Raw genomic sequence first — 20,844 nt, forward strand, 5'->3', positions numbered from 1 at the left:
TTTATGATTGAAATGGGAGAAGCATTACTTCTCAAAAAAATGAAGTTAAAGATATTTCAAATAATAAATTTTAAAGTCGTGATGAATAAATTATTAAGGATTACTTGTGTATTGTTTATATGTGTTCTGTTTGCTTGTTCAAATTCAAAAGAAACTAAACCAGAAGTATCAAAAAGTTCTGGTCCAAACATTATTTTATTTGTGTCAGACGATCATGGTCTAGATGCTTTAGGTTGTTATGGTAATCCTATTATAAAAACGCCAAACTTAGATAAATTGGCCTCTGAAGGTGTTAAATTTACTAATGCCTATTGTACTAGCGCTAGTTGTGCAGCAAGCAGATCTGTAATTCTTTCTGGGCTATATGGGCATGCTACTGGTTCTTATGGTCATGTACATGATTATCATCATTTTAGTACCTATGATAATATAAAATCATTACCCAATAGGTTAACGCAAGCAGGTTATGTTACTGCTAGAATAGGTAAATATCATGTAGCTCCAGAAGCAGTTTATAAATTTGATGAAGTTTTAGAAGCAGATCCCAGAAATACAGTTGAAATGGCTGATGCTTCAAAAAATATTTTGAATTCTGATAAACCATTCTTTTTATATTTCTGTACTGACGATCCACATAGGGGGCATCCATTCAAACCAAAAGAATGGGATACGCCAATAGTTTTGGAAATAAAAAAGAAGGCTATAAAGGTGTAGAACAAATAACTTATAGTCCTGATGAAGTTTTGGTTCCAGAATTTTTGCCAGATACAAAACAATCCCGTGAAGAGATTGCTCAATATTACCAAAGTATTTCAAGAATAGACCAAGGTTTTGGTAGGCTTATGGCACATTTAAAAGATGCAGGGAAATTAGATAATACTGTTGTAATTTATATTTCAGACAATGGTATGGCTTTCCCAGGAGCAAAAACGACTGTTTATGAGCCAGGTATAAAATTGACCTTGTATTATTAAAAACCCAAAGTCTAATAAAAAGGAATTACCAATACTGCAAAAATTTCTTGGGTAGATTTAACACCAACAATTTTAGATTTTGCCAATGTGAGCTATCGATAAGACTAAGTTTCATGGAAAGTCAATTAAGAATATTATAGAGAATGAAAACTCAAAAGGATGGGATGAGATTTATGCATCACACACGTTTCATGAAATTACCATGTATTACCCCATGCGTGTAGCAATTGATAAAAATTATAAACTGATTTGGAATATAGCATGGCGATTGGAATATCCATTTGCTTCAGATTTATGGGCAGCTTCAACATGGCAATCAATTTACAGAAAAGATATAGAAAACTTTGGGCCTCGTACGGTTAACGATTACTTGTTTAGACCTGAATTTGAATTGTTCAATTTAGAAAATGACCCATTGGAAACTAATAATTTAAGCTGTAGATAAAAATTATGTAAAGGTCTTAGAATCGATGAAAGCTAAATTAAAAAAATTTCAAAAGAAACCTTCAGACCCTTGGCTCATTATGTGGGATCATGATAATTCCATGCAAGGGACAGGTGTTAATCTTTAATTAAAACCTCAAAATGAATATTAAATATAACCTGGAGTTTTCTTTTTTGCAATCATATTTTGTACGATTGTAAAAGTTAACGCCTTAGAGCTGATACATATAAAACATAGTAAAAATGATATTACTTCAACTGTTAGAAAAGCGATTCAAAATGCAAAAGAAAAAGATATAAAGCTTGTTTTTGAAAAAGGATATATAAATTTCTACCCGAATATGCGCTTAGTAAATTTTCATTTATTACTAATCACGGCAATGGCTATAACACATATTGGATTGAGGTTTGAAAATTTTAATTCTGTTGAAGTTGAAGGTAATGACTCCGAGTTTATTTTCCACGGAAGAATGGCACCATTTCAATTTGAACATTGTAATAAAATTGATATTAAAAATGTGTCCATAGACTGGGACATTCCTTTTATTTTTGAAGCTGAAGTTTTGGAAGTTAACCAAAACGAAAAATGGTTTGATGTAAAACCATCAACTGATGGCTACTCTTGGAATTTTAAAAATAATCAAATTTCATTTCCAAATATTGATGGTTTCAATTTTCACGAACTAGGGCATGCACATTGTTTTGACCCAAAAACGAAATCAACTTTTTATGGTGCTTTTGGATTACATCTTAACCCCGAAAAAGTAAAAAAACTTGAAAATGGTGTTTATAGATTTTATCAAAATATGATGCATTACCCTCCAGTTGGAGCTATAGTAGCAGCCAAAGGAGGAAAAGAATTGAATAGGTATGCACCTGCTTTTCAAACTGTGAATTGTAGTAATGTAATTTATGACAATGTAGTTGTACATTTTGCTTTAGGAATGGCGTTTTTATTTGAGCGTACCGATAATATTCAAATATTAAACTCAGGAGTTTATACAAGAGATGGTTCAAATAGATATATTTCTAGTACTGCTGATGCTACTCATTTTGCCAATTGTAAAGGCGATATATTAATTGAAAACTGTCGTATTGAAGGAATGTTAGATGATGGAACTAATGTTCATGGTACATATGTGGTTATTGATGAGGTAGTAGATGACCAAACAGTTAGAATTGCATTGCAGCATTTTGAACAAGCTGGTTTTGAATTTGCAGCTGCTGGTGATGACGTTTGGTTTATACAAAAACCAAGCCCGTCTAGGGGTGTTGTTAATCAAGTAGCACATGTAAACTTTATTAACGATAAATATTCAGAATTAAAATTCAAAAATAAATTACCTGAGAATTTATCAAAGGGAGACATCTTAGAAAATAAAACTTGGAATCCTACTTACACAATTAGGAGCTTGTAGAATTACAAAGCACAGAGCTAGAAATTTAATGATTAAAACCCCGCTTAAAATAGTGATAGAGGATAATTATTTTTCTTCTGATATGTCCTCAATAGGTTTACGAGGAGAAACCTTCAAGTGGTATGAATCTGGAGCTGTAGAAGATGTAATCATCAGAAATAACCACTTTGTAGATTGCGCACATGGTGGTATTGATCATAGTGTGCTATGGGTGTCTCCAAAATTAAATAAAAGCTTTAACCAAAAAGAAATATATGACCGTAATATTATTTTCGAAAATAATATCATAGAAGGGTTCAACAATACAATTATATGGGCAGATAGGTTAGATGGTCTAATTTTTAAAGGAAATAAAATTAAACAAACAAAAATAATGCTGCGCAATATCCTGAGACTTATCTTTTGAATTCACGAACTGCAAGAACATAGAACTTTCTAAAAATAGTTACGATGGAGATGTGACTAATTTTACTAAGGCAGATAAATCGTCTAAAAAACGTTAAAGATTAAAAAAAACATAGGGTTTAAATAATTTATATTTATGATAAGTAAATCAGATTTTTTTATTGATCATAATCTTTGTGTTATGTAATTCTTCTTGTAAAATCAACAAAAATGAAGATTCGTTTAAGCCTAATAACCATATGCAGGTTGTGCTATTAGCGGGGCAATCAAATATGGCAGGAGGAGGGAATTATGATAATTTAAGTGATTCAATTAAAGAACGAATTGAGAAAGTATCACACAGAGTGCAGCTTAGTTTCAATGGGAAACCTGCAAAACCTTGTCGTATTACGATAATAAACCAAATAAAAAGTACAATTTCAAAAAACGTTTTGGTCCAGAGTTATTGTTGGGTTTAACATTAGCAGAGTCTTATCCAAATCAAGAGTTCTTACTTATAAAACGTTCGCAAGGCGGAACAGCACTTTATGGTGCTTGGAATCCAGATTGGTCAGAAACAAAAGCAAAAGCTGTCGAAAAAGGAGAGTTTAAACAAAACTTGAAATTATATGAACTTCATATTTCTGACATAAATAAGAATTTAGAGCTTTTAAAAAGCCAAAATAAATCCTATGAAATATTTGGATTAGCTTGGATGCAAGGTGAAAATGACGCAATTTTAAAGGAGTCAGCAAAAGCTATAAAAATAATCTTAGGAAATTGATAAGGGCTTACAGAACAGATTTAGGTGTCCCTGAAATGCCTTTTGTTTTAGGTCAAATTAACTCAAGATATGGAGTAGATGGAGGTGCGGAAATGGTTAGAAAACAAATGTTTCAGTTTGCTTACCAAGATTATTATTCCAAACTAATTGAAACATCAACAGATACTTCTTGGAGTGATTTTCCAAAACATTCAGATAATGTGCACTACAATGCAAAAGGGCAAGAACTTTTAGGGATTGCTTTCGCAAATGCATTTTTTGAAATCCAAAAGAGATTGGATGTTGACGAATTTCAAAATATCAGCCAACTAAAACCTAAATCAATAGTTAAATTTAAGGCGAAAGGAGTTACGAAAATGATGTATCATGTTTATACGCCTTCAAATTTAACTCTATCACAGCAGTTGCCAATTATTATTGCTTTTAGCCCTCAAGGTAGAGGTAATTCTATATTACATAAAATGAAGCCTAGTGCAGAAAAACTAGGGTGGCTTTTAGTTGGATGTGATAAGTTGAAAAACGGCATGAAAGATGAAGTACTAGAAGTTGAAATGGAAGATGAAGTACTAAATGATATTTTAAAGAACATACCTCATGATAAATCTCGAATATATTTGGCAGGATTTTCAGGTGGGGCTATGCGGGCTTACCAATTAACAACAAGACGGTCTGAAGAATTTGAGGGAATCATTGCATATGGTGGGTGGCTAGGAGGTAATAATTATCAAGATAAGGATTATCAAGACGGATTAAAAGTGGCTATGCTAAATGGAGAGAAAGATAAAGGTGCGAATAGGTGGGTTGAAAAAGATAGCACGACATTAAAGAAGCATGATGCTATTATCAAATTATTTAGCCATGAAGCTGGTCATAAAATAGCACCAACTGAATTAACTACTGCAGCTCTAAATTGGTTAGAAGAAATGTATCTGTCTACAATGAAAAAATAAAAATAACAACTGTTATTATGAATAATGCTTACTCTAAAATGATTTTAATAATTATAACTCTTGTGGTTATGAGTATTTCAAGTATGTCTGCTCAAAATTTTACTACCTCAGGAAATGCAATTCGTCATACTATTATTGCGGAAGTTAATGGAGAAAGTGTATTGTTTGTTGGTGAGTTGGATGGAAGCTTATCCAGTTATACAATGGATGGAAAGGAGATATGGAGAAAGAACGCAGATGCACCTGCTGTATTATTTGAGATAGAAGCTTCTGATATTAATAACGATGGTAATGATGAATTGCTAGCTGCAAACGCTAATGGAAATATCTATTGCTATAATAGTGAAGGAAAACTATTATGGAAGTATCAACCTAAATATAAAGTGCGTTTTTCTGAAGTCGCTGTAGTTAAGAATAATGCTAAAGTTCAAATTTTTGCGGGAGGAAATGATTATTATTTATATGAACTAAATAGGAATGGTGAGCTAGTTTCAAAAACTAAAATTGAAGGTGTTGTTAGGAAGATAGAAGTAGGTAATTTTTTAGATAAAGACGAAGAATCACTATTTTTAATGACATACATACATGATAAATTTCGTTGGGAATTTATGGGTTTTATTGATCCCAAATCTAAAGCTGTAATAAAAAGCGTAAAAGATAAAGATGAAAGGCTAAAGAGCCTCAAGAAAGCAATGGTAACAGATATTAACATTGCTGATATTAATGGTGATGAAAAAGAGGATGTTTTGTTTTTTGGAGATGATAAGTTTAAACCATTTTTTACTGTATTAGACGCTAATTTTAATGTGCTTGCTAAGTATCAAGGAAATAAAAAACAGACACAACGCTACGCACATTCTCAAGGAAAATTTATTCCTAGTAGAAAAGAAATTATGTTACAACATGGCGGTATAGTATTAGTTTTAGATAGCAAAGGAAATCTTATTCAGTCTACTGGATCAAGATATGGAAACATGGTATTTAGTGATTTTGCTTTAGATTCAAAATCAAATCAACTAATTGCAGCAGGTACTGTTGATGGTGGGAATACCATTTGTTTTTATGATTTGAAAGAAAACAATTGGTGGAATACTAAACACGAAAAGCAAGGTAGAATGCTTGAGGTTGAACAGAACTTAAATGTGTTATACAAGCAAATACTAAATTTTAAACCCCTTCTTATCAAAAACCATCAGAGAAAGAATGGGTAATGATTACAAAAGAAAAAATTGACTCTAAAATAAAAAAATTAGATGGCGGGAAATTAAAATTTGTAATTCAAAAATCACCTAAGGAATCAACTGATCGCTCACATTTAGTAGAAAAATTAGGGAAAATTGCATTAAAAAAGGATAAGCGCGGTAAATATCAAGATACAAGAGAAGAAATTATTAAAATGGCTGTAGATTTTGAAGCCAACGGACAACCTTTCACATTTTGGGCAGGTCATGGAAACGATCCGTTTTATATTCAAATAGAAACTTTAGAAAAAATTTTAGAAGTAGCTCCAAATACTTGTTATGGTTTTGTTTATGCAGAGATGGATAAAGTTGAAGACCCAAGAGTCATTCACTTTGTAGAAGAATATCTTCCAAGATTAGCAAAAGCTATCAGAAAAAATAATCGAGCAAAGTTATATTTTAGATATAAAAATATGTTTTGGGCGGCAACTTCACACTTACCTTTATGGAAGGAGATGTTTTTCTCTGGAAAGTATAACGATTTTCTTGTACCTGCCTCAGAAGATACCAGTAATAGAATTCAAGATTTAAATTTAGTAGGGCGCGTTGGAATGCGAACAGCGGGTTATGTTGACGATTTTGCAATGCGACTGATTGATGATAATCCCACAAGTTGGAGACCTTTATCTCCCGGTGGTCAAAATTCTGTTTCTCCGTATCTAAGACAAGGTGTTATGATGGCAGCTTATGGTGCTAGATATGGTGTGGTTTCCACAAGTGATTTTGTTGAACATCCTGGGCTTAATATTTTGTTTGCAATGATGCAATCAGGAGTACTTCCAATTGTTGAAAAAGAAGACATTCAATCAATAAGTTCATGGCATTTAATTAAAAATGTGGACGAAAAATTAGTGCATACTGTTGATAATCATCATAATTTAAAACAATACAATGAGGATGACGATAATGCCGTTTTTTCAGTAAGTCAAATGCATTGGGCGGGTACTAATATTCCCGAACATGATTTTTCTAATGTGGCATTAGGCGTAAAGTACAGGTGGTTAAATTACATGCCAAAAATGCCTCATGGTATGGTGCCAATTGCCCCTGTAGAGCTAAAGTCTTCTTTAGAAAAAAAGATATGCCATATTTTGTGTCTAATGGAAAGGTGGGCTTTAATGAAGATGAAATTATACCAGCTAATCAATTTGGAGATACAATAAAAAAGGTTGTTCTAGAAGGTGAAAAAACTTACCAGTTTTGATTTTAGGAGCTTCATGGAGTTTAATTAAATTAGATGAAAATCATAGTAGACTCATTTTAGTTGACCCAAATTATATAAATCCACAAGATACAGAAGTAAAAATTACATTTCAAAATAAGCAACCAAAATCAGTAAAGGATATACTCAGTAATAATAATTTTAATGTAAGCAATAAAACTTTAAAATTAGTTGTCCCATCTGGTTCTCTAAGATTTATAGATATTACATATTAAACATCTTCGGTCTATTTACCAATAGATACACTAATTGAACTAAGAAAAACACTTTATAGAAATCAGAAGTGTAATTTGCATGCATAATTAAGAATATTTATGATGATAAAAATTAATGCACTAGGGAAAATTTGCTTGTTAATTGTTGTTTTAAACAATAGTTTATTTGCTATCACAAATAATTTTGATAACGCTATTAAAAGCATCGATACAAAATATACCATAACAAAAGTAAGAACTGCGATAGACGAACAAGGGACTTATGTAGCTTGTACAAGCTACGAGGGTACTATTTTAGCAGTAGGATACGATGGCGAAATTCGTTGGAAAAACAAACTGTCTGGATTCATGAATCATGATATTTGGACAGGCGATGTTGATATGGATGGTGTAGATGAAATATTAGCTGCTAATGCAGATGGTTCAGTATATTGTTTAAATAATAAAGGTGAACTACTTTGGAAATTCAAGCAAAATGAAGCGCCAATGTACTCAGTATGTGTCGTAAAAAAAGAAGGTAAGGCTTATACTGTTTGTGGAGGATATGATAATAGTTATTATTATGTGTCTTCCAAAGGAGAATTAATTCAGGAATTGGCATCAAAAACCTATTCCATTGAAAAACCATTTGCTCCCAAGTCAAATCATAAAAAATTACCACCTAAAAACCTTCATATTACAAACTTTTTAAGACCAGCTAAATTAGCTAATGGAGAAGATATTCTAGTTGTACATGGTGTGCAAAATAGTATGAGTGGTCCGGGTTCTGTTTACTTTTTTAAAGTTTTAGAGCCATTACCTTATGAAACTATTAAATTGAAAAAAAGAGGGCCATTTGGAGATTTAAGAGTTGTAGATGCAGATAAGGATGGTAATAGCGAAGTGCTAATGGGACGCGTTGGTGCTAAAGCAAAAGGGAATTATTTTTCAATTATTGATACGAAAAATAACAGTCAATCAGTATTTGATATTAATAAGATAAAAGATAAAAAACCCTTAAACCGAGGTATGTATCGTGTTATTCAGCCTGAAGTTGTTAATGATAATGGTAAAGAAGCTTATATCGTAATACAAGGAAGTAATCTTATTATTTCTGATTTTGGAAATAAAGAAATGAATGCTGAGTTAATACCTACTCGATTTTCTTTCAATGATATATATAAAGATCCAAATTCTAATAAACTAATTTTAGCAAGTGCTCAAAGTGGCGGTAGCGCTATTCATATTATTGATTTTGATAATAAATCATGGAAAAAAGAATTCAAAAAATTAAATCCTCCAGGGAAGATTCAAGATATTTTAGCTAATACAAAAACGATTAAAAAGCACCTGTATAAATTTAAAAAACCTAAGTATCAAAAGGAATCTGCAGATGTTTATTTTATGTCTGAAAACAGAAAAAACCTGACGCTAAAGAAAATATTGAACGTATTGAAGCTGAATTTGATAATCCTATTTTCTTGAATGGTGGAAATTTTGATAAAGAAAATTGGGATCGTTCTGCTATGACTAGTGAGAAATTTAAGGAAAAGCGAGATCGTAGGATGAAGTACATACTTACCCAAGATGAAGTTCTAGAAAAAATCAAGAAGAAGCACGAGAAATCTAATGGAAAAGGAATTTCGTATTGGGGAGGACATGGTAACGATCCATTTATGTTTCAAGTAGAAACTACAATGAAGGGAATGGATATTGGTAATGGAAATAAAACAGTACTTATTTATCCGGAAGTAGTAGATTCCTCTGAAGAATTTAATTACGTAATGGATAATCTTTACTGGCCACTAGCCAAACATGCTTCTAAACGAAATGGTAATTTATTTATGCGTAACAAGCATTTGTTTTGGCAAGCAGATGTTTATACGCCAATGTGGAAGCCTTTAGTTAATGGAGAATATGCAAATGTTTTTGTGCCTGCCATGGAAGAAACTACAGATAAATCTATGGAACTAAGCTTTACCTCAAGGTTAGGACTTTGGGCAAGTGGTTCAGTTGATAGTTGGGGAGGAAGATGTGCAAGAGATAATGCTAGTTTTGATCGTTTGCGTCAGCATTCAAACCAAACATTACCAAATCACTTTCTTAGAACTATGGTTTACACCATATCTAGCGGTGCTCAATACATTGATAATTTTCCAGTAGATCAAGAATACATGAGCCTGCTTTGGGATCTAATTGCTGAGGGTGCACTTTATGTGCCAAAGCGTTCAGATATTTTAAGTTTTTCACCAGTGCATCTAAGTATAAATAATCCAGATGAAACCTATACAGAATCGCCTAGTAATGTAAAATGGTTAACATTTTTCAAGAAAGGTGGAGATAATTTAGATGACTATGCATTTAGTAGATTAAACGGAACATGGCCTGGGGCACCTTTAACAGCCTGGGGTTTTTCAAAATACGCAGCAGGTGCAAATGAAAGACGATTAAATTTTATTCCGAAATATAATAACGGAATGGTATTAATTACGCCACCACAACATGGTGTTTTTGCAGATAAAGATGCCGTTAGAAAACCTTTAACTGAAAATATTCATCCTTGGTATAAAGGTAAAATGAAAGAATACCATACTAACGGAAAAAATTATATGTCTGCTGATGGTAAAGAAACATATACACCAGAAGCCTATTATAAAGTTATTGAAGAAGATATTAAGAAAAGTGCATCTTTAATTCCAGTAAATGTTGATGGAAATGTAGGTTGGGTAGTATCTCAAGTAGGGCCAAAACAATTGCGTTTAACTATTGTAGAAAACGGTTATATTAATCCAAATAAAGAAATAGCAAAAGTCAAAATCAATAAGATAAAAGTTAAAAAAATAAAAGATATTTTAAGTGGAGAAGAGTTTAAATTAAATTCAGATTCAACTTTAGATATTGAAATCCCTTTAGGAGGATTTAGGTTTATTGATATTGAGTTAAGTAAAAAATTATAATACTGATTAAAACAAGTTTATTTATGGATTTTTCAACAAAGTATATTGCAAAATGGTTTAGTTTGATGGCTGTTTTTTTCATCTTTAATATATCGTTTTCTCAATCTAGAGTAATTAAAGATTTTAACGATAATTGGAAATTTGCAAGATTTGGAAATATGCCAGATGGTTCAATACAAAAAGAACCTAAAGATTTAGATGAACCTAGTTTTGATGATTCTGAGTGGCGTGTATTAAATCTACCACACGATTGGGGGATTGAAGGTCCTTTTAGAGCTGATTTACCTAATCAAACAGGTAAATTACCTTGGGCAGGAATTGGATGGTACAGAAAAGTTTTTAAATCTCCTGCTACAGATGCTGGCAAGAAAGTATATGTGGAGTTCGATGGATCAATGTCTGGTACTTCTGTTTGGGTAAATGGGGGTTATGTGGGCGAATGGCCTTATGGATATTCGTCTTTTAGATTTGATATTTCACGCTATGTAAAAATAGGTGAGGATAATACAATTACAGTCCGATTAGATAATAAAGAAGCCTCATCAAGATGGTATCCAGGTGGAGGGATTTACAGAAATGTACGCTTAGTAAAAACCAATCCAATTCATATTGACCAATGGGGCGTTTTTGTTACAACACCTAAAATAGCTTCAGATAAAGCTACTGTTAATATTAAAACAGATTTAAAAAATGCTGATAGTAATGTTGAGGTTTTACACGAGGTGTTTTTTGGTTCTAATAAAGTAGCAGAACAAAAAGTAAAAGCTGGAAACGAATCTAATATTGAAGTTTCAAACCCAAAACTTTGGAATTTAGAACAGCCAAATTTATATAACTTAAAAACAACTGTTTTTCATGATGGTGAAGCAGTTGATGATTATAATTCAACATTTGGTATTAGAACAATAGAGTTCACACCAGACGATGGTTTCTTATTAAACGGAAAGCGTGTTCAATTAAATGGTGTTTGTCAACATCACGATTTAGGACCATTGGGTGCTGCCATTAATATAAGAGCAATGGAACGTCAAATTGAAATTTTAAAAGAATTTGGTACGAATGCCATTCGTACAGCTCATAACCCGCCAGCACCAGAGTTTTTAGATTTATGTGATAAGATGGGAGTTTTAGTGCAAGTAGAAGCCTTTGATGTTTGGAATAAAAAGAAAGTAGACAACGATTATAGCACGTTATTTGGCGCATGGCATGAGAGAGATTTAAGAGCTATGGTTCGTAGAGATCGTAACCATCCCTCAGTAATTATGTGGAGTACAGGTAATGAAATGATTGAGTTACGTCAAGGTCAGGACGCACCGATAGCACTAGTTTTAGCAGATATTATCCGATCTGAAGATGCAACACGACCAACAACATTTGGAAATAGTAGACCAGAAGGACAAACCAACGGTTTTCAGAAAACAACTGATGTACACGGTATAAATTACAAACCGCACATGTATGAGGAGTTTCATAAAAACAATCCAAATATGCCGTTATATGGAAGTGAAACTGCATCAACAATTAGCTCAAGAGGTGAATATTTTTTTCCAGTAAATTATGAGAATAAAAAAGAGGGTAACGGTGGTTATTTTCAAGTAAGTAGTTATGATTATTCGGCTCCAAATTGGGCATATCCAGTTGATAGAGAGTTTGAAGCTCAAGAAAAATATCCGTTTATGATTGGCGAATTTGTTTGGACAGGTTTTGATTATATAGGTGAACCAACGCCTTACAATAAGGATAAAACGAACTTATTAAACTTTACTGACCCAGCAGAAAAAGCAAGAATGAAAGCCGAACTTGAAAAACTGGGTGGTAATATTCCTCCAAGAAGTTCTTATTTCGGGATTGTAGATTTATGTGGTTTTCCAAAAGATAGATACTATTTATATCAAGCACAATGGCGACCAGATTTCCCTATGGCACATATTCTGCCACATTGGAATTGGCAAGAACGTGTAGGTAAAGTTACTCCAGTATTTGTGTATACTTCTGGTGATGAAGCTGAACTATTCTTAAATGGAAAATCCTTAGGTAAAAGAAAAAAGAAAAATATCAATACCGCTTAATCTGGAAAGATGTGTTGTACAAATCTGGTACTTTAAAAGTGGTAGCTTACAAAAATGGAAAAAAATGGGCTGAACAAACTGTCAAAACCACCAAAAAACCTTCAAAGATTACTTTAAAAGCTGATAGAAATAGTATTCAAGCTGATGGAGAAGATTTATCTTTTGTTACAGTTTCAATTGCTGATAAAAAAGGAACAACTGTACCAAAGACTCATAATAGCGTGAAGTATACTGTTGAAGGTCCTGGTGAAATCATTGCAATTGGGAATGGAGATCCTACGAATCATGAATCGTTTCAAGCTAAAGAACGTAAAGTTTTTAATGGTTTAGCTCTTGTTATTATTCGGTCTAAAAAAGGTAAAACTGGGAAAATTATTTTGAAGGCATCATCTGAGGGATTAAAATCTTCAAAAATAGAGATTAATACATCCTTATAGTTTTAAATATTAAAAAAATCCCTTTTATGAAGAATAGCATATTTGTTTTGAAAATTACAATATTTACTATAGTCTTTTTTGTGTTAACTTCATGTCAGAATAAAAAAAGTCAACAGATTTTTTTAGTAATTGGGCTTTAGATTTACCTAACGGTCATCCTGCGTGGTTTTCAGTAAAAGGTGATATTGCTAAAATTAATGCTGAAATTTGGACTGTTGGTCAGCCAAATAAAATTTTTGATATTAAGGTAATTGGAGACACACTTTATTTCAAACGTAAAAGTTCTGTAGGCAAACCTAAATATGTTGGTGGTTCTCCAACAGGAGCAAAAGTAGTTATTCAAAATAGAGCTGTTGTTTATGGAGATGAGATACAGATTATTGCAGATTATCAATTAAAAGATGGTTCTAAAATACAAGAATCTTTTACAGGGAAACGATTACCTCCATTACCTTTCAAACCAAATTTAGATGACATTGAGTTTGAAAAACCAATTGACCTTTTTAATGGTAAAAATATAGAAGGTTGGGAACTCACTAATCCTAATCAGAAAAACGGTTGGGTTGCAGAAAATGGAGAGTTAGTAAATAAAACACCAAAATTAAGTTTTGAACCTTTTTCTAAATATGGGAATTTAAGAACAAAACAAGAATTCGAGGATTTTAATTTAAAGCTTGAGTTTAACGTGCCAAAAGGAGGGAATAGTGGTATTTATCTAAAAGGAAGATATGAAGTTCAAGTTGTAGATAGAGATAGTCGTATGCAGGGTTATCAAGGTGTTGGTTCTGTTTTTGCTCGAATTATAGCGTCAGAAAACGCAGGAATTGAAGGCGGTCAATGGCAACAATATGATATCACTTTGGTAAATCAGCATATAACAGTTATACTTAACGGAAAGAAAGTTATTGATAACCTGCCTATAGAAGGTGCCACTAAAGGGGCTTTAAGCGCAGACGACACAAAACCAGGGCCAATATATTTTCAAGGGGATCATACTGCTGTAAAATATAGAAATATCATTTTAACGCCAGTTGTCAAATCATCTATAAAAAAAGCTAAAACTGATTTTGCTGATTTCGATTTTAATAACGATGGTAAATTAAAAGGTAATGAATTAGCCGAGTTTAATTTAGATTATGTCGACCATGTTGATAAAAACATAGACGGTGCACTTAATGAAAAAGAATTTAAAGCGTATCATAAATTTGCTAATAGAATTGATGCTACACGTGCTTTCATTCCAAAGGATGTGAAAATATATAAAAACATCCCTTACGTTGAAAACGGTCATAGAACGCAAACACTAGATTTATACTTCCCAAAAAAGTATACGTCTGATAAACCAATGCCATTAGTAATTTGGGTACATGGTGGCGGTTGGAATAAGTTATCTAAAGAAGATTTTGGACCGCATTCCATTCTTTTAAAACATGGTTTTGCAATGGCATCAATCAATTATCGTTTAAGTCGTTATGATATTTTTCCTGCCCAAATTCATGATACAAAATCTGCTATAAGATTCTTAAGGAAAAATGCAGCTAAGTATAATTTCGATGCTAATAATTTTGGACTATGGGGTTCTTCTGCAGGAGGACATTTAGTGGCACTTGCAGGTCTTACAGGAAACACAAAAGAGTTGGAAGGTCATGTTGGAGTAACCGATGTGTCTAGTCGTGTTCAAGCAGTTTGTAACTTTTTTGGTCCCTCAGATATGATTAAAATCGTAAACGATTTAAACATACAAAATGGAACAAAGGATGTGCCAAACATTACAAATCTTTTAGGAGGTACTCCCGATGAAAAGCCCGAGTTGGCTAAACAATCAAGTCCAATAAATTATATTTCCAAAGATGACCCACCGTTTCTTACCATGCAAGGCGATAATGATAAATTAGTACCGTTTAATCAGAGTGTATTACTTGATAAAAAACTTAAGAAGGCTAATGTGAAGAGTGAATTGATAATTGTAAAAGGTGCAAAACATGCGTTTTTTAAGAAAGACGAAGAACTTAATAAAGTAGTTGATTTTTTTAAATCAACTCTAAAATAATTTATGAAGACAAAAGCTATATTTTTTAATATCTATTCAAAAATTCTTATTTGCTTAGGAATATTGGTGCTTTCAGCATTTGTTTTATATCCAGATAAAGAACCTCAAGAAACTGTTGAGAACATCTTAAAGAAACAACCAAACAAAGTTCATGCACCGTTCAATAAAAAATATAATAAAGAAGATTTAGGTCAAATTCTATCATGGATTGATTGTGGGAAAGCGGTAAGTGCAGTTGGTTACCATAAAGGTTTAATGGTAGCACCAATGAGTTTTGATTTTGGAGGCGGTATAGGAGATGGTGCTTTTGCTGCATATAATATTGATGATCCCAGAAATCCTTTTTCCATTTTTGATTCCAGAGATTATCCTGAAATATATCATGTTGAGGGCACAGAGCATTATTTAGGCGATTTAGGAGAACATCATGGTTTATACTATTATAAAGACATGATGTTGTTTTCAGATAGAGGTAAAAACCACAATGGCTTTTTAATTTTAGATATTGGTCCTTTGTATGACGAAGATCCAAAAACTTTACCAAAAGTAGTATGTCGTTATCAATTCCCAGAAGTTGAAAAATCTACAGTATATGATGGATTTACGTTTGCGCCTGCATGGGTAGGTGGAAAATATGTATATGCGCCAACAGGTTCGAATGGATTTTTCATCATTAGTACAGAAAACTTGAAGGAACCTAAATTATTATCGCATTTACGAAAAAATGAATTATACAATCAAACCATACGTTCTGTTCATGCTATTGGCGATATGTTGGTGCTCTCTCCAGCTGCTGTAGCAACTGCTAAAGGAGAAATGGTTTTAATGGATGTTAGCGATCCGAAGCAGCCTAATTTGATTAATCATCATCCAATTAAAATAGGGTATCAAGGTATTTTATATGGAGACCGTTTTTATAACGGTGCGTTTTCTGGAGAAAAAAATGTAGATAAGATATCGAAAATGTTGGCTTATGATTTTACAGATCCTTTGGATATCAAAGAAATTGAATTAGGTAGCACGGATAAAATTTTTAAACCAGAATACATGTACCTTCAAGATGATAATTTTTTTGTTGGGCATTATCCTGGACTTTCACGATGGGATGTAAAAGATGATAAGGCGTCTTTTGTTATTGGAGTAGAACCGCAACATCCACCTGCTAACGATTATGCCTTTGTTTCTCCATTAGGGAACCTTGTAATTGTAACTTCAGATCATGAAGTAGAAAGTAAATTGAATATTGGTGTGCATCAAATGGAACCTGATTTAAAAGACCCAGAAGTTAGAAGTGTTTATCCAAAAAACGGAACAAAAAATGTGTCGCTTTTAGGTAAAATAGGAATTTCTTTTTCAGATTTTATAGACAACGAGTGTTTAGAAAATGGGGCTGTTTATGTAAAAGAAAAAGGTACAGATAAAATAGTAGTATGTGGTTTTAGTCACGGTATGGGTATTGTGCATGCTATTCCAAATAAACCCTTAAAGAAGAATACGAGTTACGAAGTATATGTGACTACTAACCTTATGGATTTAGTTGGTAACACTTTTAAAGCTGATACCTTGGTAACACAATTTTCAACGGGTTCAGAAATTGTAGATTACAGTTCGCAAGTGGTAGTTGATAAACCAAAACAAGTAGGCGATGAATTAACTATTAAAGCTGTAATAAGCAATAAAGGAAAGTCTAAAATTAGCTATTCTTGGGATTTTGGAGATGGGAGTAAAAGCACACCATTTTCATCAAAAGCATCTGTAAAAAAAGTGTTTTCTAAACCAGGGAATTATAGTATTACATTAACTACGAAGGAAGAAGGTAGTGACAAATTAATAAAAAGTTCTGCGGTTCAAGTGGTATATACTCCATTAGGAAATAGCTTACCAGTTTCAAGTAGTACATTGCTTTTAGATGAAGATCATAATCGCTTTTATGTGGTAAACCCAGATAATAATTCGTTTACAGCGTTCAATCCAAAAACAGGTAAAATCATTTATGAGAAGTCAACAGGTAATGAGCCAACGTCTTTAATTAAGCAAGATGACCAAATATGGATAAGTTGTGCTGAAAGCGATGCTGTTTTTGTACATGATTTAGAAACGGGAAAACATCTAAAAACAGTATCGTTAGGGTATGGGTCTGCGCCTTACGGGCTTACTGTAAATAACAAATCTAAATTTGCTTATGTAGCATTATCAGCAACTAATACTTTACAAGAAATAGATACGGATACATATAAATTGTTAAGAAACATCAAATTAGAAGGTCCTTTAAGACACGTATCTTTTATTCCAAAGAAAAACATTGTAGTTGCCAATCAACTTATCGCATCCAACCAAAAAGGAGGGCGTGTGCAATGGGTAGATTTAAAAAATTGGAAGGTTACATTCAATCATAGATTAAAGCCAACTATGCTAAAAGATGGTTTGTCAAATGGTAGAGGATATCCAAACTATTTAGGCGCTATGGCTGTAAATCCGCAGCAAACATCATTATGGATTCCAACGAAAAAAGATAATTTATTTAGAGGATTAAAACGTGATGGTAATCCTTTGATTTTCGACCATACTGTAAGAAGTACTGTAATTAATATTGATCTAGATAACGAAACTGAAATTGACGATAATCGTCTAGATTTAGATAATAGTGATTTTGCTACATGCGCAACTTACAATGCATTTGGTAATATATTATATGTGGCTACTAACGGAAGCCAAACCATAACTTCAGTTGATGCATTTAATCCAAATAATCAATCTATTTTTAATACTTATGGAGAAGGTGCTAAAGGTTTAGTAGCAAATGGTAATGGGTCACGTTTGTATGTTCATAATCAATTATCTAGAAGTATTGCTGTTTTCGAATCTCAGCCGAATGGCGAATTAAAATATTTAACTAAATGGCGAACAGTAACTAATGAAAAGATGCATCCAGATGTTTTAGATGGAAAGCGTATTTTCAATAAAACAAATATTAGCAACTTGTCTCGAGAAGGTTATATGAGTTGTGGCAGTTGCCATATTGATGGCAGTCATGATGGACGTGTTTGGGACTTGTCAAGTCTTGGAGAAGGCTTAAGAAATACTATCGATTTAAGAGGTAAAGAAGGTATGAAACATGGTACCTTACATTGGTCTGCAAATTTTGATGAGGTTCAAGATTTTGATAATCAAATTAGAGATTTAAATGAAGGTACAGGATTCCTTTATGATGTTGTAAAAGAGCACACAAACCTCTATTTCCAAGTAAATCTGGGCTTCATGTTGGTTTAGATAATTTAGCGAAGTATGTAACATCTCTTTCAGATTATCCTAAAAGTCCATACCGAAAAGATAATGGCACTATGACGAAAGCTGCTAAAAAAGGGCGTTCTCATTTTATCGATTTAGAATGTTATACCTGCCATTCTGGACCAACATTTACAGATAGTGGTTTTGGAGTTATGCACGATGTAGGAACCATTACGGAGAATAGTGGAAATAGGCTCAATAAAAAGCTAAGTAGTATAGATACGCCAACTTTAATTAGTATTTGGCAAAGTGCACCGTATTTACACGATGGGTCTGCTGAAACATTAGATGATGTTTTTAATAATGGCGAAGGCGAGTTAGCTGAAGTCCATACCAAAGTAAACACATTAAGCAAAAAAGAAAATAAAGAACTCATGGCTTTTTTAATGGAACTTGATAGTGAAAATGGCATAACTCCAGAAGAATTAGGAACTAAGAACAAAAAACCTAAATTTAATCAAGATGAATATGTAATTAATTACGATTACAAATATCAAGATATAGAATACCATATCGGAAAGGTTAATGCTACTGATGAAGATGAAGACCAACAGTTGGTTTACAGAATTATTCCTTCTGTTCATGCACAAATGTTCACGATAGATTCTTTATCAGGAGATATGCATTACAAGTTTAAAGAATTGTACCTAAAGAATATTTCTAATATGGTTTTGGTAACTAAAAAAACGTTCGATTTTCAAGTTTTAGCAGAAGATAATGGAGCTATTAAACAAAGGGATACCATAGATGTAACCTTTAATGTAACATTCCCTAATATTCCAATAAGAACTCAAGAGTTAAACGAGCTTAAGCGCTTACATCTTAAAATAGATACGGGTAAAAAATTAAGCAAAAAAGAGCAAAAAAGAGTAGAAGAATTAGATAATCAACTTGAAAACTATAACTAACCAACCAATGAGGAAAATAATATTTTTAATAGCATTTACAGTTTTATTATTTAACTGTAAAACTCAAGAAAAACAAAAGGAAGTAACTCCTGAAAAATTACCAAATGTGGTTATTATTTATGGCGATGATGTTGGGTATGGAGATGTAGGTGTGTATGGTTCAAAGCTAATTCCAACACCTAATATTGATAAGTTAGCTAAAGCGGGGATGCAATTTACAGACGGACATTGTTCTGCAGCAACCTGTACTCCAAGTAGGTATTCACTTTTAACAGGTATACATGGATTTAGAGATAACATAAATATCTTGCCACCTAATGCACCTTTAACCATTTCTACAGACGCATATACGTTGCCAAAGCTATTTAAAAAAGCAGGCTACACTACAGGGGTTATTGGTAAATGGCACTTAGGCATTGGAGAGAAAAATATAGTTACAGATTGGAACGGAAAAGTATCACCAGGACCCTTAGAAATTGGATTTGATTATTCATTCTTGTTACCATCAACCAACGATCGTGTGCCTTGTGTCTATTTAGATGGTCATAAAGTATTAAACTACGATGCAAACGATTCTATTTATGTAAGCAGAAAATTAAAAGATGTACAAATAGAAGGTAGTACGCAATACCCTGATGGTAAAACCAATAGAGAGGCGATGACTTACTATGAAAGCACTCACGGTCATGATAATAGTATTATAGGAGGTATTGGAAGGATAGGTTATATGTCTGGAGGGAGATCTGCACTTTGGAATGATGAAACCATGACAGATACTTTTGTTGAAAGAACAAAAACATATATCAGAAATCATAAAGATGAACCTTTTATGCTGTATTATGCAGCACAAGATATTCATGTACCACGTGCACCGCATCCACGTTTTCAAGAAAAAACAATATTAGGTTATAGAGGTGATGCTATGGTGCAGTTTGATTGGGCTGTTGGAGAAATTTTAAAGACACTAGAAGAAAATGGGTTAGCAGATAATACCATTGTAATTTTTTCTAGTGATAATGGACCTACCTATGATGATGGATATGAAGATGGAACAACAATTGTTAGGTCTGAAGGTGAAAATGATAGAGGGCATGATGCCTCTGGTATTTACACAGGAGGGAAATATCAAATTTACGAAGGCGGAACAAGAGTGCCTTTTATCATTAAATGGCCAGCAAAGATTCGTCCAGGAAAATCGAATGCCTTAGTGAGTCAAATAGATTTAATAGGCTCTTTTTCAAAACTATTGAATCAAGATATTCCTGATGGTGAAGCTAGAGATAGTCGTAATACTATAGAAGCTTATTTGGGTACTGATAAAATTGGTTTACCTTATATGTTAGAAGAAACAAGAACAAGGCGTGCTATTAGAGTTGGAGATTGGAAGTATATTAAAGGACCAAAAAAGCGTAAAAGAAAACGCCACCAGAACTTTATAATTTAAAGGAAGACCCAGCAGAACAAAATAATATTATTGAGTATAAACCTGAGAAAGCTCAAGAATTAAAGTTAAAACTTGATACT

The 20,844-nt window shown here is 32.8% G+C and carries 15 protein-coding genes and 2 pseudogenes; all 17 read left to right on the forward strand.

What is annotated here, in order from left to right; translation table 11 throughout:
- Positions 1-81 precede the first annotated feature (81 nt).
- On the forward strand, positions 82-714 hold the full coding sequence (locus AC0L5U_RS20355) for a sulfatase-like hydrolase/transferase (protein ID WP_473418242.1): 633 nt from the start codon (positions 82-84) through the stop codon (positions 712-714).
- The gene (locus tag AC0L5U_RS20360) at positions 663-974 is read left to right on the forward strand and encodes a sulfatase-like hydrolase/transferase (protein ID WP_473418243.1); all 312 of its coding nucleotides are present in this window, start codon (positions 663-665) and stop codon (positions 972-974) included. Before AC0L5U_RS20355 ends, AC0L5U_RS20360 begins: the two co-directional genes overlap by 52 nt.
- A gap of 214 nt (positions 975-1,188) precedes the next feature.
- On the forward strand, positions 1,189-1,419 hold the full coding sequence (locus AC0L5U_RS20365) for a hypothetical protein (RefSeq protein ID WP_473418244.1): 231 nt from the start codon (positions 1,189-1,191) through the stop codon (positions 1,417-1,419).
- A gap of 340 nt (positions 1,420-1,759) precedes the next feature.
- On the forward strand, positions 1,760-2,836 hold the full coding sequence (locus AC0L5U_RS20370; RefSeq protein WP_473418245.1) for an alpha-1,3-galactosidase-related protein: 1,077 nt from the start codon (positions 1,760-1,762) through the stop codon (positions 2,834-2,836).
- A 28-nt stretch (positions 2,837-2,864) separates the two neighbouring features.
- Positions 2,865-3,242 carry a hypothetical protein gene (locus AC0L5U_RS20375; RefSeq protein WP_473418246.1) on the forward strand — a complete coding sequence of 126 codons (378 nt, stop codon included), beginning with the start codon at positions 2,865-2,867 and terminating at the stop codon, positions 3,240-3,242.
- 447 nt (positions 3,243-3,689) lie between these two features.
- A pseudogene (locus AC0L5U_RS20380) lies at positions 3,690-4,954 on the forward strand (sialate O-acetylesterase).
- Positions 4,955-4,971: 17 nt separating this feature from the next.
- Positions 4,972-6,165: a hypothetical protein gene (locus tag AC0L5U_RS20385; protein WP_473418247.1), complete on the forward strand. Its 1,194-nt coding sequence runs from the start codon at positions 4,972-4,974 to the stop codon at positions 6,163-6,165.
- Entirely contained in the window at positions 6,165-7,358 is a 1,194-nt protein-coding gene (locus AC0L5U_RS20390; protein WP_473418248.1) for a hypothetical protein, read from the forward strand. The genes AC0L5U_RS20385 and AC0L5U_RS20390 overlap by 1 nt, the downstream gene beginning before the upstream one ends.
- A 37-nt stretch (positions 7,359-7,395) precedes the next feature.
- Positions 7,396-7,632, forward strand: coding sequence for a hypothetical protein (locus AC0L5U_RS20395; RefSeq protein WP_473418249.1), 237 nt, complete (start codon positions 7,396-7,398; stop codon positions 7,630-7,632).
- Between the two features lie 99 nt (positions 7,633-7,731).
- A complete protein-coding gene (locus AC0L5U_RS20400) occupies positions 7,732-9,096 on the forward strand; it encodes an outer membrane protein assembly factor BamB family protein (protein WP_473418250.1) in 1,365 nt (454 codons plus the stop codon).
- Positions 9,093-10,568, forward strand: a complete 1,476-nt coding sequence (locus tag AC0L5U_RS20405) for a hypothetical protein (protein ID WP_473418251.1) — start codon at positions 9,093-9,095, stop codon at positions 10,566-10,568. Before AC0L5U_RS20400 ends, AC0L5U_RS20405 begins: the two co-directional genes overlap by 4 nt.
- Before the next feature lie 158 nt (positions 10,569-10,726).
- Positions 10,727-12,648, forward strand: a pseudogene (locus tag AC0L5U_RS20410) (glycoside hydrolase family 2 TIM barrel-domain containing protein); the annotation flags it as partial.
- Positions 12,649-13,074: a hypothetical protein gene (locus tag AC0L5U_RS20415; RefSeq protein ID WP_473418345.1), complete on the forward strand. Its 426-nt coding sequence runs from the start codon at positions 12,649-12,651 to the stop codon at positions 13,072-13,074.
- Between the two features lie 493 nt (positions 13,075-13,567).
- Positions 13,568-15,124: a 3-keto-alpha-glucoside-1,2-lyase-like domain-containing protein gene (locus AC0L5U_RS20420; RefSeq protein WP_473418346.1), complete on the forward strand. Its 1,557-nt coding sequence runs from the start codon at positions 13,568-13,570 to the stop codon at positions 15,122-15,124.
- Between the two features lie 3 nt (positions 15,125-15,127).
- A complete protein-coding gene (locus AC0L5U_RS20425; RefSeq protein WP_473418252.1) occupies positions 15,128-18,394 on the forward strand; it encodes an Ig-like domain-containing protein in 3,267 nt (1,088 codons plus the stop codon).
- 71 nt (positions 18,395-18,465) lie between these two features.
- Positions 18,466-19,320, forward strand: a complete 855-nt coding sequence (locus AC0L5U_RS20430; RefSeq protein ID WP_473418253.1) for a hypothetical protein — start codon at positions 18,466-18,468, stop codon at positions 19,318-19,320.
- 7 nt (positions 19,321-19,327) lie between these two features.
- Entirely contained in the window at positions 19,328-20,764 is a 1,437-nt protein-coding gene (locus tag AC0L5U_RS20435; RefSeq protein WP_473418254.1) for a sulfatase-like hydrolase/transferase, read from the forward strand.
- Positions 20,765-20,844: the final 80 nt, after the last annotated feature.

It is taken from the genome of Jejuia sp. G7-7 (assembly GCF_055808955.1).